Here is a 17396-nt window from a genome sequence, read left to right on the forward strand (position 1 = left end):
AAATTTCTTTTACTGCTATATCGTTACTATTCATGAGCTCTAAACAGTAACGTTTTATAATGTTTATTCGCTTAATGAAATGCTAAAGTAGGCTTCTTAATAAAAGGCCAAAAGTAAGTTTGAAAATTAAGTACGACAATTAAAAATGATAATAAATATATTTATTGAGTCAGACTTTACTCTTGGCCTAGCTTTTATCTAAATACATGGTTAGCTATATTATGGATATCTCTTTACTGTATTACGGCGCGCAATGGTTAGCAGGGTTTATCACCTTTGTGACCATTTGGGGCTGGATGCCCCTTGATAATTGGTGGGTCCGAGTAGTCGAGTTTCCGCGCATCCAGATTATGGTGTTAGGAGTCGTCGCTTGGGCGGCGATGATTTTATTCTACTCTGAGTGGCAGATAGGTCAGTGGCTATTGTTTTTGGCCTTGAGTCTGACTTTAGTTTATCAGCTTAGAATGGTGATTCCTTATACGCAGTTATGGAAAAAAGAAGTACAAAACGCCACCGATGACCCAAAGCTGGCTGAGCACCAGATCAAAATCATGGTGTCTAATGTATTAACGCCAAATGAGCAAAAGCAAGATTTAGTCGATTTGGTAAACGACAAAAACCCCGATATTCTGATCGCGTTGGAGACAGATAAGAAGTGGGAGCGAGCGCTTGAGCAGATAGAGCCTGACTATCCTTATACGGTCAAAGTTCCCTTAGACAACTTATATGGCATGCACTTGTACTCAAAGCTTGAGCTGATAGATCCTGAGATTAAGTATCTGATTATCGATGATATTCCCTCAATTCACAGTCAGTTACGCCTGCAAAGTGGCCGAGTGATTTGGCTGTATTGTCTGCATCCTATGCCGCCAAGCCCTACTGAAGCAGATAAATCCACGACGCGTGATGCAGAGCTGCTGATGGTCGGCAAACACATCAAAGAGCATGAGCAAACGGCTATATTAGCAGGCGATCTCAATGATGTGGCATGGTCAAAAACCACGCGCCGTTTTCAGCGCATTTCAGGCTTGCTTGATCCGCGTATTGGGCGTTATTTTATCAATACCTTTCACGTCAAATATCCTTTTTTGCGTTGGGCGTTAGATCATATCTTCCATAGTGCGTGCTTTACGCTAGTAGATATCAGTCGAATGCCCTCTATTGGCTCCGATCATTTCCCGGTGATGACTACCTTACAATACGAGCCGCAAAAGGCCAGTAAGCAGGAACAAAACGCTCCTACAGCTGATGCTGAAGACATCCAAGAGACCAATCATAAAATCGAAGAAGGTAAAGAAGAGGGAGAAAAAGTCTCACAACAACATGCTGAAGAAGACTACGAAGCACAACAAGACCAGGCAGCAAAACCGGTATAGGTATTTTCATATTATACTTACATATGACATAGACAAATGACTCAAATCCTCTGTAAGCATAAGCGTACAAAAAATAGGGCTTTTGGCGTCTAGTTTGCGCGGTGAGGTCAGCCTATAATAGACTCATCAACACAAGGATAGTCAAGGATGCAGTGTTGAGGCTTATAGCATAGCCTTGAGTCAGCTCAAGCGTTATGAGTCGGTGTAAAATGGCTTAGAGAGGACTGATTATAAGTCATCAAGGATAGAATAATAATAAAACGAAATACCAATAACCCGAACCTATTGCCCAAGGTTCGGGTTTTTTCTTATCTATAGTTTTTTCGATGAAGCTCTTATTAATAAAAAATGCTGCTAATTACACACGCTGCTAACTTTTAATACTTCTAAAACTTTATAGATAATGTTTGGCTATTTTTAAGCGTGGTCTAGAGTATTATAGGCATTAAGCCAGTCATCATTCTTGTCTTCAGTAACGGCAAACCAAGCATCGCTGCACTCTTCAGTTAGACACTCAAAACTGACATATATACCTTGCTCACCGATGGTGGCATACCAATGCTCATCGTCATGACCTGTAAATAAAATAAAGTATTTATCATTCACAAAGTCGCCGACGGTATATAACTCGCCTTCTTTATAGAATTGATTTCCACTTGTGCAAATGAGTACGTCTCCAGTATTTATCACTGATTCTCCTATTGATATTAGTTACCGCTAGTATTAGTACGCCCTTTATTATCAGTATTTTGTTATTAATATCACTGATAGCGTGGCGAAACCTAAGCGGTTGTATTTAATGTTGATTTTACCAATAGCATGAAAAATAGAAAATAATACTTGGGTATCAAAAGACATCTTTTTGTATTTAAGTGTTTGTTTTTATTAATAATTAATCTATAGCTAAGCTAGATAATTGTAGAGAGTCATAGTACAAAGTACACTCTAACCGTGAATAATTAGGATTTAGATGGTATCGGCAGAATAATTGTTTAGTTCTTATTATCAATAAAGATTTAACAAGGTTTTAATGAGTTACGAATAGTGACTTGGAAGCAATAATTGCATCATTCGAGCATTATTAGAATAGAGTCTAATGGACTTTTGCGTGAAGAATAAAAAAAGGGCATATGCTTTGGCATATACCCTTTGTAACTGCGCAGACTAGAACTTACAGATTTAAGATAATGAGATAAATGTATAAGGGTCTGTGAGCGATCTAAGCGCTATCATTCAATCACTTGAATGTAGGCGCCTGCTCGTAGCTCTTGTAACCAGTCTTCTGTGGCTTGTGGTGCTAAGCGTTGATACAGGGCTTGGCGAGCTAGGTCACGACGATACTCGTTACTGATATCTTGTTGGCGCTTATCATCGACTTTTAGTATGTGCCAGCCAAACTGGCTTCTAAAGGGTGCAGAATAGTCGCCGACGGTAGTGTTCTTCATTACCGCTTCGAATTCTCCAACCATCTCACCTTCGCCAACCCAGTTCAAATCGCCGCCGCGTCCAGCAGAGCCGGGATCATCAGAATAAGTCGAGGCTAAGCTGGCAAAATCCGCACCTTGACGCAGCTGCTCATACAGATCGTTGATTTTTTGCTGGGCTAGGCTATCAGTCTGTAACTCATCGATTTTGACCAAGATATGTCGAACATCCCATTGGGGCACAATCATTTTGTTATTGACGGTTTTATCGGCTAGCTTGACGATATCGATTCCTTCTGGAGTGACCAAAGGCGCGCTCACTTCACCAACGTCGAGCTTAGTAATCTGGCTTGATAGCTCAGTTGGCAGCGCAGCAGCGCTATGAAAGCCCATATCGCCACCTTGTAGTGGAATAGGGTAGCTACCTTGCGCGGCGCTCATTGCTGCCTCTACATCGACATTAGACTCTAATAACCGAGTGCGCAGAGTCTTTGCTACGGCAAGCGCCTGCTCGCGCTGAGCGGCTGACAGCCGGCTGTAGTCGTCAATATAAGGCACACGCACGTGAATGGTCTGATATTCATTTTGGTTAAGACGTTTGGCTTCAGGGGAAGCTAAAAAAGCATCGACATCCTGCTCGCTGATACGGACTCGGCTACTGACTTGGCGCTGCTGCAAGGCTTGGATAGCGGCATCTTCAAACAACTTCGCTCGTAGGGCAGCATAACGACCTGGCTGGTTGGCATCTAGTTTTTGTTGTAGACCGGCGAGGCTATTAACGCCTTCTGCTTGAGCAATCTGCGCCAAACGCTGATTGATAGCCGCATCGTCAGGCTGTAAGCCAAGTCTATTGGCAAGGGAGAGCTGTAACTCGCGCTGAATCAAGCCGTTAAGAACTTCAGATTGTAGCTGCGGTGAGTTGGCAATAGGCTGGCCTGCCGCTTGCGCTCTTGCTCGGGTTTGCATGATAGCATTGATCAAATCGCTTTTTAAAATAGCGTTATCATTGACTAGCGCGATGATGCCATCGGTACTGGTAGCAGAGGTTAGACGGTTGGTATTCTGGCTTTGAGCACTAGCATTTTGAGTATTAGTCGGTTCAACAGTAGCCGCTTGAGCATTCAACGCGAGTACAAGACCCAGACTGGCGCTCATACTCATGAGTATGGCTCGGTTCGTCTGGCGTAAAGAAAAAAGTCTCATGATAATCCTTATTGATGTCGTCATGTCGGTTATGGGTTGATCAGCGGCATGCACTGGTAGGCAAAAAGCCAACTTTAAATAGCGATAGGGTAGATCGTTTGCTAGTCTTTCCAAGCCGTTTGTGTCGGCTCAAACCCTAATACTTTATCTGCTAATAGGCGAGTTAAGCGGCCACTGTCACTGCCTAAACCATTGAGCCTAATTTCAGCCATGATAGCTTGATTGGGTTTATCGTTGATATTTAGATCATTATAATAACGACGACCATAAACGGCAAAGCCAATGCAGCAATCTTCGTAATCTATGCCAACTAACGCATCGAGGGTTTGGTTGCGCCGATAGTCATACTGCCCTTGTGCTAGTACTCGCCAGTTGCTATTTATTGGAAAGATAGCTGACGCCGTTAGCGCTGAAATAGGAAGCTGGTTGGTGTTTTCATCTTCTTGACGCTTGACGAAGCCGACGTTGAATAAGCTATTGCTTGAAGGCTGGTACCGTAGCTCAGTAGTGATGTAATTTAGATCATAGCTACTGTTTAGCGCGCCGCTGACATCGACCCAAACGTTATTATAAGGCTGAGTGCTAGTATTCCAAACCATTCCTGACGAGTCAGTGTCGAATACTGGCGTCTGATCTTCTAAAGTTACTCGGCCATCATCATAATAAAACTGCTCTGCAATGCTACCATCAAAACGTGTCACACCCGTTGCATCGATGTAACGATAATTGATACCAGGGGTAATGGCGTGCAAATCTTGCAGACGATCATACCCCAAAAACCAGCTGTCCGAGAAGAGCTGCTGATAGTTAATAGAAGCGATACGCGTGTTGAAGTTAGGAATATCGTTCTGATCTTCAAAAGGAGAGTAGGTATATTTGAGCCGCGGACTCAGTAGCTGATAACCACCCATGGTGTCATCAAAAGCGCCAAAAGGTGAGCCTGACTGATAAAAGTTCAGACCAGCATCGATGCTTGCTTGCGGGACAAATACGGACTGGCTACCATCGTCTTCATCGAGATTATTAGCGTCTAAGCTGTCTTGATCATAGGAAGTATATAGGTGCTGTAAACTCAGCTTAGGGTTGATATACCCCCACGCAGCCTCGATAGGATAAGCGGCGCTTAGCTTATTATAAACTCTAACGCCGCTTTTTTCGGCCTCAGAGCCATCGTCAATCGACTTTTTAAAGTAGGCTGAGTCATGAACCCCTGTGAAGTTTATATTATCAGACCAAGGCAGGCGATAGTTGAGAGATAGCTGTGGTAAGCGCGAGTAAGGTTTATCTTTATCTTCTAAGCGCTCGCCAGTATTGGTAAAAGCGTCGAGAGTCTGATAGGTTTCAACTTTGAGCTCACCATTGATATAGTCGTTGTAATAATTGAGCCGAGCCCGGCGCGGCAGGTTGAGCGTATTGTCAGATAACCCTAAAGTATCAAAATCATTAAGATAGTCCGCGTCAGAGACATAGCTGTATTTGGCATCACCGCTCAAGCGCGGAATGCTATTAGAGGACCAATAGTGATCATAAAACAGACTGCTACGATCCTCACCATCATACTCTTTATCATTAGGCAAATAGGAGCCGCTGAGTATACCTTCACCATAATTTTCGGTTAGATAACGAAACTCTCCTGAGAGCATGGGGTTACGATTGGTATAAAGATGGGTGTTGAGCGTGGCATCATAGTTAGGCGCTAAATTAAAATAATAAGGAACATCTATCTCTAAGCCGCTTTCACTATCGATGCTGGCATTAGGCAATAAAAAGCCACTGCTACGGCGTGAGTCGATAGGAAAGTTGAAATAAGGTAAATAAAGCACCGGCACATCAGCGACTCTAAAGGTGGTGTTATAAGCTTCGCCGCGGCCAGTATCGGTATCTAAGTCGATATTTTTTGCTTCGAGCTGCCACTTACGGTCAGTGGGCGGGCAAGTGGTGAACATCACGCCATCAAGATTGTATTGGCTCTCATTAGGGCGGTTAAGCTGTTTGGCATAACCATGCGCTTGTAAAGGAACGCTAGCAAAAGCGACATCGCGGGCCGTCGACTGCTGGTTTTGGGTATTATAAGCTAAGCTATCAGCGACGCCAATCAAACCACCTTGTGAGACTTTATCATTAACAGTGGCCGCCGGGCGCTCGGTTGCCGTACCGCGGTTTGGCGCATTGCCAATCGCTTGGTCAGTGAACATCACTTGCCCTTGTGCTGCTGCCACGCCACTACTGAGATCCAAAACTACTTTTTGGGCCTCGATATGCTGCTCACCTTGATCGATAATCACGTTGCCAGACAACTCAGCATAATCAACATTATCATAATAACCATAATCAGACTCAGCATATATAGAGTCTTGATCGTTTAGAGGCGCATTGGCGTCGCGATTGGCCTCATTTATTGCCCGCTGGTAATTTGGATTGCGATCAGGGTAGACCCATTGACCTTCACAGCGCGGCGCAGTATCGACAGTAATGGGAACAACATTTAAATCACTCCCTAACTTGGGCAAGGTTTGCTTTGTCTCTAAGGTGTTATCTAGCTCCGCGATAGGTACGCCGTTATCGACTAGGCTTGCGGCAGTATTGGTGGCCGCCTGGTTAACATTAGTCACATCGCTATCGGGTTTTAATTCATAAAATTCTGCCAAGCGCATCAAGCTATCTTGAATAGTGTCGTCGTCGAAATTTAAATTTTCAACATTAGTAGCAGTAATGTCAGTATCAGTATCAGTGTTAGCCTCGATAGTGGAGTTAACAACCGCAATCTGCTCTGTATCCATGTTAGCCGCTATTTGTGCATCATCGTTTTCTAGCGCAGTGTTGTTATCTACAGCAGTTACTGAGCTTATAGCGGTACTCTTCTCTAGGGACGTCACGGCCATATCATTAGCGCTAGCTGTATCGAGATCCGCCACTGCGCGTTCAGCTCCTTCAGTCGCCAAAGGCTCGCTCATCTGTTGGTCATCATCGGTGATAGCAGCACTAACGGCTAAGCTAGATAGGCTTAACGCACCGAATAAAATCATGCGAATGCTTTGGTAGAGCGGAGAATATAACAAGGGCACACCTATGATTGTAGAACCTATTAGCCGACTGGATGACGATAGAGACAGATAGTCAATGAATCTTAAAAGCAAGTATCAAACCAAAAGTTAGCTACTCAACTTTATAACGCGAAAAACTAGTTTAATCTTTGTTCAATGAGTGGGTAATGAGCAAAGCGACAATTATTTTGACTTATGATAGTCAAAAAAAACCAAATCAGCTACACTATTGCTGCAAATTTTGTAATGCAGCAAGGTATTTACTTATTGATAAGCGGGCTAATCGTGAGTAGCGAGTCAATAAGACGGATAAAAATACTAAGCACTCTCAGATGGTTCGTTATTTTAGCAAGTATTTGCCTGACTTATCACTCTATTTAACCGGCGATTTTTTTATGACTACTAGCGCGATGACAGATAAAATGCTTAAGAATACTGATTCTACAATCAGCATCCAAACCCCAACGCAAATAGGGAGCGATACCGAGGCCGCTGATGAGCGTCAGCAGCAGCTACTGCATTGGTTGCAGCAAGTATTTGCCGGTCAAGACTTTAAGCTCGACAGTTTGCCAGGGGATGCCAGCAGTCGTCAGTACCATCGTCTACAATGGTTAAACCAATCAGATAGTGATGAAGCTGAGCATTATATAGTGATGGACTCAGCTGATGAGCAGCAAGCGATGCAGCAGTTTATCAACGTCACCGCTTTAATGGCACCAGCGATTAATGTACCAACCCTTATCGCGCAAGATATGGAGCAAGGGTTTTTGGTGCTGCAAGATTTTGGTACGGTGGAGTTTGCGCACTTACTGGTTGGGGCAACTCCGGCGCAAGTCGATGCGTATTATCAAGCGGCTATGCAGACTTTGATTGCACTGCAGCAAGTGCCGGTAGAGACTGCCAAAGATAAGCACCAGCTGCCTGATTATAATGAAGAGCTGCTCAATCGCGAGATGGACTTATTTAGTGACTGGTTTATACCGCACATTGAGGTCAGTTTAGACGCTAGTCTTTGGCAGACTGTCAAAACAACATTAATTAATGAGATTTTGCGGCAGCCACAAGTCGTCGTTCACCGCGATTATCACAGTCGTAATCTGATGCAAGACCAAGCTGATCATTCGCGCTTAGGCGTCATCGATTTTCAAGACGCAGTTATCGGCGCTTATAGTTATGATTTGGTCTCCTTAGTCCGTGATGCTTATGTCGACTGGCCTGAAGTGCAAATCTCTAGCTGGATTAAGGACTTTTGGCAGAGACAGAAAAACGCTGAGCTGACCACTACTGATAGTGCTGAGCAGCTTGAAAACGATGTCAATGTGATGGGCGTTCAGCGTCATCTAAAGGTGCTCGGTATCTTTATTCGTTTGTTTGAGCGTGATGGTAAGAGTCGTTATCTGGCCGATATTCCAAAGGTCATGAGCGATTTACTCTTCGAGCTTGACTGGCTGAGTAAGCAGGGTAGTGAGGAGGTAAAGCAGGCACTTATTCCCTTTAAGCAGTGGATGGAAGAGACCGTATTACCCGCTTATCAGGCTAAGTTTGTGCAGCAGTATATTTAAACCTATTACACTAATTTATAACATCAGGGAGCAGATATGTCTGCAATAACGCAAGCGATGATATTAGCAGCAGGCAAAGGTACACGCCTGCGTCCGTTGACCCTTGAGACACCAAAACCACTCGTTGAAGTCGGTGGACAGCCTTTGATTGTCTGGCATATCAAAGCACTACAAGCAGCTGGTATTACTGATATCACCATCAATATCTCATGGCTCGCTGACAAGCTGATGGCAGCGCTAGGTGATGGCTCACAATATGGCGTAAATTTGCATTGGTCAGAAGAAGGCGATGAGCCATTAGAGACAGCAGGCGGGATTTTTCAGGCGCTGCAAACGGGTAAGCTACGAGATGAGCCGTTTATTTTAGTCAATTCTGATGTATGGACGACTTATGATTTTGCGCAATTACAAAGCTATGAGCTTAGTGCCGATCAACGCGCGCACCTATTATTGATTGATAATCCTGAGCATAATAACGGTGGTGATTTCGCTATCAATAATGGCTTGGCAAGCGAGCAGCCGATTGCTGATGCGGATAAGTATACTTTCGCTGGTATTAGTGTGATGTCACCAAGACTACTAGATGGTCTAGTCAGTGGTCAGCCTGCTGCTCTTGCGCCACTACTTAAGCAAGCGATGCTTAAGTTTCAGATCACCGCCGAAGTGATTACCGATAACTGGATAGATGTCGGTACGCCTGAGCGCTTAGAGCAAGTCAATGCGTTTGTTAAACATCATTCTACAAATGATAAATCTGATTCTTAAAAGTCATTGATTGAACAGTTGAACCGTGACAATCATTAAAAAGGCTGCGCTATTACAATAGTGCAGCCTTTTTAATACAGGTACTGATTCAGATTACAGCATATTAAACCTTGTTAATGGAACGTAATACTAGTAATCGCTTGTACGTTACCAAATTTATCACAGCACCCAGATATTTATTATTATATATACTATAATGTAATATATAATGATTAAATATAGAAAATATTAACTTTACTGAAATGATAAACTACAAAATATCAGTATCGATAAACAACGCATATCAAAAAGGAGTGATTATGATTTTTAAGCAATTATATGAACCGCTCTCTAGTACTTATACCTATTTGATAGGGGACACGAGTACTGGACAAGCCGTCTTGATTGATCCTGTCATTGCGACGATGGATCGCGACCTCGCTGAGCTACATAAGCTTGGCTTGACTCTAGCTTATACCATTGATACGCATATTCATGCTGATCATATTACCGCAGCGTTGGAGATGAAGCGTGAGGTTGGCAGTAAGATTGCAGCACCTGCTTATGATCGCTTGGAGTGCGCAGATATTGGTTTAGAGGACGGCGTTCCCTTTGAGCTTGATGGCATTACTTTGCATCCTTTGCATACACCAGGGCATACTGATGGGCATTTTGCCTATATCTTTGATGGGCGGGTGTTTACAGGAGACGCTTTACTGATTGAAGGCTGCGGTCGCACGGACTTTCAAAATGGTGACGCAGACGCCCTGTATCATTCTGTAAGAGACAAACTGTTTTCTTTACCAGATGAGACCTTAGTGTATCCTGCACATGACTATAAAGAGAGGTTTGTGTCTTCAATTGCGCAAGAAAAAAAGCGCAACCCAAGACTTGGCGGTGATACGACGATAGAGGAGTTTAGGGTCATTATGAATAATCTAAACCTGCCGTATCCAAAATTTATCGATTATGCGGTACCGGGTAATAAGCAGTGCGGCGTTTGTCCAGAGGATTTACCTGAGAACTTGGCAGGATACTGTCGCCAAATGACACAAAGTCCGCAAGGCTAGCCTGTTCTAGGACTAACAATTTCTAGGACTAACAATGGACACGCAGCTTATAAGCGTAATAAAAAACGCAGCCTTGATAATCAAGACTGCGTTTTTTTACTGATGGAGTTTATAGTCCCATCGCAAGCCTAATTAATTGTGCAAAGGTAAAAACGACTAAAAACCCTGCCAAATATAAACCCACGAACCACGCCCATTGGCTTTGTTTTTTACTTAGCTTTTTCATAATCCTCTCCCTTTATTGTCTATGACATCTGTTATTGATTAGATATCAGTACATCGGATTGTGATCAGATTTGCCCTTGAACGTATAATAGGCAAACGCAGTGTAGCTTAAGATAATCGGTAACATGATAACCGCGCCTATCAGCATAAACGACAATGAGGTATCGGCGGCTGCCGCTTCATAAATGGTCATCTGATAAGGCACTATATATGGGAATATAGCAAAACAGACGCCAATATAACCCATTAAAAACAGCGCTACGGCTAACAAAAATGGACGATATTCACGTTCTGTTTTAAGGTCTTTACGCATCAAAAAGAACAGAGCCAATACGACAATCGGCATAGGGGCAAGATATAGCAGACCTGGGAAGCTAAACCAACCCTCGAGCGCCTCAATATCAGAGAAGAACATAAAGGCGGTAACTACAATCATAGAGGCTATAAGCGCTGAGAGCATCCAACCTGAGACTTTGCGCGCCCATACTTGTAGCGTGTGTTCTGTCTTAATAATCAGCCAAGTGGAACCCAGTAGCGCATAGCCGATAATCATGGCAAAACCACAAACGATAGAGAAGGGCGTGAGCCAGTCAAACGGACCGCCAGTATATAAGCGGTTGCTGGCCTCGAGTCCTTGTACCAAAGCGCCAAGCATAATGCCTTGTGAGAAGGTAGCGATCACTGAGCCTACAAAGAAAAACGTGTCCCAAACATGACGACGGGTATTGGCTTTAAAGCGAAACTCAAAGGCCACCCCGCGCATAATGAGTCCAAAGAGCATAAAGGTCACAGGTAGATACAAGCCGCTCATGATAATGCCATAAGCGACAGGAAAAGCGGCAAACAAGCCGCCGCCGCCAAGCACTAGCCAGGTCTCGTTACCATCCCAAAATGGGGCGATAGAGTTCATTATCCGGCTTCGGTTCTTATCTGAGCCTGCAAAGGGAAACAAAATACCGCAGCCCAAATCAAAGCCATCGAGTAGCACATAGATAAAGACCGATAGCGCGATAAGTCCGCCCCAGATAAGGGGTAAGTCTAATACATCACCAAAGTTAAACATTAGCGCAACCCTCCATCATCAACATCATCAGCAGGACTGTCTAGATGCTCATCACTCTTATCCTTTGTTTTTTCTTGCGGCGCATTATCACCACTCAAAGCACGGCCCTGAGCTTCGGTCACAGAATGATCATAGTAAGTATCCTCTGAAGGATCCTCGTACGGTTTAGGCCCTTGAGTAATCAGGCGGATAATGTAAAAGCTACCTGCGCCAAAGACAAAGATATACAGTACGATAAAGCCAATCAAAGTCGTCGCCACCTGCTGTGCTGCAATGGGCGACATACTCTCGCTAGTACGAATGACTTCATAGACGGTCCAGGGTTGACGTCCTGTTTCGGTGACGAACCAGCCAGCTAGTATCGCAATAAAGCCCATCGGCGTCATAAACATCCAAGCCCTATGGAACCATTTACTCTCAGGATTAAATTGTTGTTTTTTAAAGTACTTGTAAACACTAAATAAGCCAACAAGTACCATGAGCATACCAATACCCACCATAATCCTAAATGCCCAAAAGACAATAGCAACAGGCGGTTGATCCTCGACAGCCCAATTTTTGAGTCCTTTGACTTCTCCATCTAATGAATGGGTCAAAATTAAACCCGAGACATAAGGGATACTCACCTCGTACTTATTGGTTTGGTTATCTTGATCAGGTATCGCGAATAAACGTAGTGCCGCGCCGCGCTCGTCTTCCCAAATACCTTCCATCGCCGCCACTTTTGCAGGCTGATGTTCAAAGGTGTTCAAGCCATGCTCATCACCGATGAGCACTTGTAGCGGCGCTACAAAAATGGCCATAATCATCGCCATACCTAGCATCACGCGGCCATGTTGGCGATGATCTTGATGCTTTTTGGACTGCAGGTAATAGGCACCAATACCACCGATGACAAAAGCAGTAGTCAAAAATGCTGCCGTCACCATATGTGCAAGACGGTAAGGGAAGGAGGGGTTAAAGATAATCTCAAGCCAATTGGTTGGATACAGAAGGCCATCAGCGCCTATCATAAAGCCTTGCGGCGTCTGCATAAAGCTATTAGCTGATAAAATCCAAGTGGCTGATATCAGCGTGCCGACAGCGACAATTGCCGTCGAGGCAAAGTGCATGCGTTTGCTGACGCGCCCCCACCCAAACAGCATAATACCTAAGAATGATGCTTCTAAGAAAAAGGCAGTTAACACCTCATAAGCGAGCAAAGGCCCTAAGACGTTACCGGCTTTGTCGGAGAATACGGCCCAGTTGGTGCCGAACTGGTAGGACATCACCACGCCTGATACCACGCCAAGACCGAACACCACGGCGAATATCTTCACCCAGTGCTTGTAGACCTCAGCGTAGATGGGATCACCCGTTTTGAGCCAGCGAAATTCTAATACGGTCAGCCAGCTGGCAAGACCAATAGAGAACGCCGGAAAGACAATATGAAAAGAGATGACAAAAGCGAACTGAATACGCGCGAGCATCAGCGCGTCCATTTGATCTATCATAAAAGAGGCAAACATAAGGGTTACCTATATTGGTTAGCTGATTGGCGTAACTATCCATAATACGCGCAAGTAACTGTCCGCAATATATAAACCTTTATCACGGGCAATAGCCAAAAATAATTTGGCTGGTGTGGAATCTATGTCCTTATAAACTATATTTTTACTATCTAGACAATCGATCTAAACAATTGAGTAGTCTTACTAGATACGACTGAAGATGATATCGAAGTCATTATGCGCTCGCTGTACAGCGGGTGCAAGTTACGCCATGTTACCAAAGCATACCTAGCAGTCATGGCGAGGCTATTGAAAACCAAAACTGTGAAAATCAATAGCACGTTGCCAGTTTTTGTAAGTTAGCTATAAAAGATAGGCTTACTCTTGAAGTTGTTTGTACAAAATACGGCGCAAAGTCAAAATCGTTTGCGGGTTTTGTTGAATACTGTGGCCGCCGTTGATAATGGTCTCAGAAGCCGCACCTTCAAGGTGAGCGCTAGTATAAGGCACAATACCGTCAGACAACCGCTCAGTGATGGCTTGACTGATATCGCCATCAACTGTAACAGCGGCGACTAAAGGCTCGCGGCGTACATTTCTATCTGTGTTATCGACAGTATTGGAGTCGCTATCTTCTTCTTGCGCTTGTGATAAGTCTATCTTAGCCCCGCCTGGCTGCATTTTTGCCAAACCTTGAGTGATATCGGCATCGTTATTAGCGATAATGGAGTGATAGGTAATACGATCGTTAATAGAGATATCTTTGGTTAGTTGGATAAAAGAGGATTTGTCACTCAATTGGCTGGCACCGTTTTGTAGGTATAAAGCGCCAAGTGGGTTTTGTGCCAAGTCGCCTTGGGTGGCAATGGTCGCCAGATTGTCTGTGACCGTCTTGACCAGCCCAACGGGCAGATACACAATACGGCGTAGCGCTCGGGTGAACCAGCGATCAGCGTAGTCGGTACCGCGAAAAGGCGTTGATAAAAATACGGCAGTATCTACCTGCGGCAAAGCCTGCAATTTAAAGCGTTTTTCTAGCTGTTCTTCACCAAAAGACTGCTTAAGCGCGCCGCGTATTTTTCGTTTTTCACTAGCAGAGAGCGTCCCTTGTTCATCAAGCCTGTCCAAGTCATCTATCAGGTTTTCATCAGATAACATCATGCGCGCTATGATACCGCCCATACTATGACTGATAATGACGCTGTTTTGGCTGGCAATATTTTGACCCTCAGGATCTGTTTGCTGATAAGTTGCTTCAATGAGTTGCTGAACTTGATAACGGTTTTCTAATATAGGCAAGTTAGTGGGATAAAATATCTGCCAAACCTGATAATTCTCACGTAATTTATCATCATTCAAAATATCGTTAGTCAAATTGACCCAAGTGGCAGGACTCGAGGCTAACCCGTGCAGCATAATCAATACCCGCTTGTTAGGGTCATAAGGCTCAAGCATAAACAATTTGGGCAGATTGGTTTTTTGTTGACGAGTGATTAGGTTTAAGTAGCCGACGCCGTCTAGTTGATTCTCTGCAAGCCACATACCATAACCTGCCGAAAAATTCGCTGCCAGCGGATAGTCTTCGCCTAAGATAGTAGTGCTCTCACTGCGGTAAGGGTTATATAGATGAATATCGAGCTGCTCGCTACTGAGTACATCTAATACGCTATCTCCTACAGGTTTAATCAAACCGGTCATCAGCAAATGACCGCTAGGGTAGATTCGGCTACTCGGGTCCTCATTGCTTATGCTTTCGTCGTTATCGGTGCTATTGTCTTGAGCCAATCTACCTGACAAAGAGGAGACGAGCAGCTGGCGAATAGTGGTCGTGTAACGGTCATTGAGAGACGCCACGAAGCTAATACCTAAACCTGGCCGCTTACTTATCGAGTTTAGTCCCGTAAGACGCAGCTCATAAGTAGAGGTCAGATCTGTCAAAGCAGAGGTTTGCTCACGAGCGTTTTGTAGATACTGGTCTTCATTGGGTAGATGGACATTGAGGCCATAGTCCCCAACTTGCACTGTCATGACCTTGACTTGGTCTGTGGCACGGCCGCCCAGCGCAACTTTATTAGAAATAGCGGTTTGGGCTGAATCGTCGGTAGCTGTTGTTGGTAAGTACTCAATGTGAGTGTTGCCAAACATCTTTTTAGTGCGGGCTTTAGATTGATACAGCTTGGTTATGATGTCATTGCTCGCGGCATTGTAGATATCTTGAGTTTGAATATCGACATCGTTTGGAATGCGGTTTTGTAAAGGTGCGCTTTTTTGTTTTTGAGTAGCGTTCTCAAAGTCGTGTTCTAATCTGTCATAAAATAGATACGCGTAGCTTGATTTGACGGCATCAAACAGCCGCTGTTGATAATTCATAAGACAAGCGGATGTTCTTTGTTCTTTACTTTTTGCTTGCTCCTCATCGAGTGGGGCGTTGGCAAAGTAGGGGTCAATCGGTGGACGAGATAGCGCAGCGAGGCAGTCTGAAGATTCGGCTAATTGCCTCGCTTTGGCGTAATGCAGCTCAGCGAAGATAGCAAGCGGCGAACGATAATTATCATCGAGGAGACTATCAGAGAGCTGCCCTAAACACAGATCAAAGTGCTGCAAACAGGCCGTTTCATTGAGACCAGCCGAGAGCAGGGTTGACGCGGTATTACTACTGAGTTTATTGTCTGAGACGATATTACCGCGTTGGCTACTAATGACTTTGGACTTGCTTTGCTGGCTTACAGATACCGTACTACAAGCGCTGACAAGTAGTGTAGAGGTAATAATAGTTATAGCCAAAAGCGCTTGTTTGTGAGCAGATGTTATAGCGTTTACAGCGTTACTTGCAACAGTCATAGCGAGTCTCAGTAGATAATCTCAATATAGAATAAAGACAGATTCGATAAGATAAAACCTCAAACAGTATAGCGCTAAAACAAAAAAAGCGCGCCTGCTTTATAGAGGATAGTGAGTCACTACTCAATCACTATAAAGCAGGCGCGCTGTTAAAGCGGCGCTATAATCGACTGGCTTGATAACTAAAGTCAGCCTCAGCGACTAATATTATTTTAAACGACCGCTGTTTTAGATAATGCTATCTTTAACTGCCGATTAACTGGTCTGGTTGATACTATTCGGGCTGACATTGATATCAGGAGCGGGTAGATCCCAGATATAGTATTTCCCGTCTTCAATGAGTTTGATTTGTTGACGTATTACTTTATTATCTGGTACTTTTTGCTCGAGACGACGCAGGCGCGAGAGTGCTTCACTGCGGCGATCGCTTAACAGATCAGATTGAGCCAAGCTTTGTTCTGCTTCGGTATAGCCTAGGCCAACCGCTCGGTCAAGATACTTTTGACCTTCCTTAAAACCGCCGCCTTCTGAGAGCATCATGCCATATAAAAAGTTGGCCTCAGCGCTGTCGGGCTGAGCTTGGATTGCGCGATCTATATATTGACCACCGCGTACGGCATAATCTGAGCCCAAATCTAAGTTGCGGCCCATACCATTGAGCTTAGCGGCGCGAATTAAGACCTCATAAGAGGCGTCTGGCGCACTGGCAAAAGGCTCAATCCAATCTGCTAATACTTTAATCTTCTCGCGCGTGTAGTAGCGCTGTGAGCGGTTGGGGAAGTTTGGTGGATAGTGGCGCGCATTGGGCGAGACGTCTTCGATAAAATGATCAAGTAAGCTAACGTCGAGCCTATCTGCGCCTACACCGCGCTTGGTAGGGATAAGTACGGTTGAGATAAAGCTGATATCAGAGATAGTCGCTTGCGGCGCTGGGATATTGCGAAGCTGACCTTGGCTAATATCGATGCCCGTACTAGTGATAGGGCCACGCTGATACACGCGAGTAGCACGCTCCGACTCATTTGCTACACTATTAGTAGCCGCGGCTGCTGGAGTCGCTACATTTGACTGCACCGGAATAGGCTGCGCGCCAGATTGAGTGTTGGCTGGCTGGGCACGGCGAATGATACGCTGACTTGAGTCCTTAGCGCTAGGCACGCTTGCGGTGACGCTATCAGGTGCTGCAAGGGCTGGGGTGGCCGACAGCATAGTACAAGCCGCTGCTAGAGCAGTCAGAGTTGCAAATTTGTGAGTTATATTGTGTTTCATAAAAACGGTTGCCTTTTAGTAGTCTCAAGGGAAAAGTGAGGTTTTCACTGATCTTAGTTTTGCTTATATGAATAAGTGTTTAGGT

Annotated in this window: 12 protein-coding genes; 4 read left to right on the plus strand and 8 right to left on the minus strand. The window is 44.5% G+C overall.

What is annotated here, in order from left to right:
• The first annotated feature begins 221 nt into the window (after positions 1-221).
• Positions 222-1376 carry an endonuclease/exonuclease/phosphatase family protein gene (locus I3248_RS05370; protein ID WP_238062836.1) on the plus strand — a complete coding sequence of 385 codons (1155 nt, stop codon included), beginning with the start codon at positions 222-224 and terminating at the stop codon, positions 1374-1376.
• 417 nt (positions 1377-1793) lie between these two features.
• Here I3248_RS05370 and I3248_RS05375 read toward each other — a convergent pair whose 3' ends face one another.
• The 3 genes from I3248_RS05375 to lptD form a co-directional block, all read right to left on the minus strand.
• On the minus strand, positions 1794-2066 hold the full coding sequence (locus tag I3248_RS05375) for a hypothetical protein (RefSeq protein WP_238062837.1): 273 nt from the start codon (positions 2064-2066) through the stop codon (positions 1794-1796).
• A 539-nt stretch (positions 2067-2605) separates the two neighbouring features.
• Complete coding sequence (locus I3248_RS05380; RefSeq protein ID WP_238062839.1) at positions 2606-4003, minus strand: peptidylprolyl isomerase; 1398 nt, start codon at positions 4001-4003, stop codon at positions 2606-2608.
• A 101-nt stretch (positions 4004-4104) separates the two neighbouring features.
• Positions 4105-7062 carry an LPS assembly protein LptD gene (gene lptD / locus I3248_RS05385; RefSeq protein WP_238062841.1) on the minus strand — a complete coding sequence of 986 codons (2958 nt, stop codon included), beginning with the start codon at positions 7060-7062 and terminating at the stop codon, positions 4105-4107.
• A 380-nt stretch (positions 7063-7442) separates the two neighbouring features.
• Between lptD and I3248_RS05390 the strand changes: the two genes are divergently transcribed.
• From I3248_RS05390 to I3248_RS05400, 3 genes are all read left to right on the plus strand, one after another.
• Positions 7443-8609 carry a phosphotransferase gene (locus tag I3248_RS05390; protein ID WP_227501949.1) on the plus strand — a complete coding sequence of 389 codons (1167 nt, stop codon included), beginning with the start codon at positions 7443-7445 and terminating at the stop codon, positions 8607-8609.
• Between the two features lie 36 nt (positions 8610-8645).
• The gene (murU, locus tag I3248_RS05395) at positions 8646-9374 is read left to right on the plus strand and encodes an N-acetylmuramate alpha-1-phosphate uridylyltransferase MurU (RefSeq protein WP_238062843.1); all 729 of its coding nucleotides are present in this window, start codon (positions 8646-8648) and stop codon (positions 9372-9374) included.
• Between the two features lie 299 nt (positions 9375-9673).
• Positions 9674-10423 carry an MBL fold metallo-hydrolase gene (locus tag I3248_RS05400; RefSeq protein ID WP_201558057.1) on the plus strand — a complete coding sequence of 250 codons (750 nt, stop codon included), beginning with the start codon at positions 9674-9676 and terminating at the stop codon, positions 10421-10423.
• Positions 10424-10532: 109 nt separating this feature from the next.
• On the opposite strand, the gene I3248_RS05405 is transcribed toward I3248_RS05400, so the two are convergent.
• The 5 genes from I3248_RS05405 to I3248_RS05425 all read right to left on the minus strand — a co-directional run bounded on the left by I3248_RS05405 (position 10533) and on the right by I3248_RS05425 (position 17311).
• A complete protein-coding gene (locus I3248_RS05405; protein ID WP_156923998.1) occupies positions 10533-10649 on the minus strand; it encodes a DUF2474 domain-containing protein in 117 nt (38 codons plus the stop codon).
• A gap of 45 nt (positions 10650-10694) precedes the next feature.
• A complete protein-coding gene (gene cydB, locus I3248_RS05410; RefSeq protein WP_025647067.1) occupies positions 10695-11711 on the minus strand; it encodes a cytochrome d ubiquinol oxidase subunit II in 1017 nt (338 codons plus the stop codon).
• Positions 11711-13219: a cytochrome ubiquinol oxidase subunit I gene (locus I3248_RS05415; protein ID WP_238062845.1), complete on the minus strand. Its 1509-nt coding sequence runs from the start codon at positions 13217-13219 to the stop codon at positions 11711-11713. The genes cydB and I3248_RS05415 overlap by 1 nt, the downstream gene beginning before the upstream one ends.
• A gap of 360 nt (positions 13220-13579) precedes the next feature.
• Positions 13580-16042, minus strand: coding sequence for an alpha/beta hydrolase (locus I3248_RS05420; RefSeq protein ID WP_238062847.1), 2463 nt, complete (start codon positions 16040-16042; stop codon positions 13580-13582).
• Between the two features lie 255 nt (positions 16043-16297).
• The gene (locus tag I3248_RS05425) at positions 16298-17311 is read right to left on the minus strand and encodes a hypothetical protein (RefSeq protein ID WP_238062849.1); all 1014 of its coding nucleotides are present in this window, start codon (positions 17309-17311) and stop codon (positions 16298-16300) included.
• Positions 17312-17396 lie beyond the last annotated feature (85 nt).

Origin of the sequence: Psychrobacter sp. Ps3 (assembly GCF_022129275.1) — a bacterium.
Lineage (GTDB): Bacteria > Pseudomonadota > Gammaproteobacteria > Pseudomonadales > Moraxellaceae > Psychrobacter > Psychrobacter submarinus.

Coding starts and splice junctions, on each gene's coding strand:
- I3248_RS05370 (WP_238062836.1), top strand. CDS start 222: ATGGATATCTCTTTACTGTATTACGGCGCGCAATGGTTAGCAGGGTTT.
- I3248_RS05380 (WP_238062839.1), bottom strand. CDS start 4,003: ATGAGACTTTTTTCTTTACGCCAGACGAACCGAGCCATACTCATGAGT.
- I3248_RS05425 (WP_238062849.1), bottom strand. CDS start 17,311: ATGAAACACAATATAACTCACAAATTTGCAACTCTGACTGCTCTAGCA.
- murU (WP_238062843.1), top strand. CDS start 8,646: ATGTCTGCAATAACGCAAGCGATGATATTAGCAGCAGGCAAAGGTACA.
- I3248_RS05390 (WP_227501949.1), top strand. CDS start 7,443: ATGACTACTAGCGCGATGACAGATAAAATGCTTAAGAATACTGATTCT.
- I3248_RS05405 (WP_156923998.1), bottom strand. CDS start 10,649: ATGAAAAAGCTAAGTAAAAAACAAAGCCAATGGGCGTGGTTCGTGGGT.
- I3248_RS05400 (WP_201558057.1), top strand. CDS start 9,674: ATGATTTTTAAGCAATTATATGAACCGCTCTCTAGTACTTATACCTAT.
- I3248_RS05420 (WP_238062847.1), bottom strand. CDS start 16,042: ATGACTGTTGCAAGTAACGCTGTAAACGCTATAACATCTGCTCACAAA.
- I3248_RS05415 (WP_238062845.1), bottom strand. CDS start 13,219: ATGTTTGCCTCTTTTATGATAGATCAAATGGACGCGCTGATGCTCGCG.
- cydB (WP_025647067.1), bottom strand. CDS start 11,711: ATGTTTAACTTTGGTGATGTATTAGACTTACCCCTTATCTGGGGCGGA.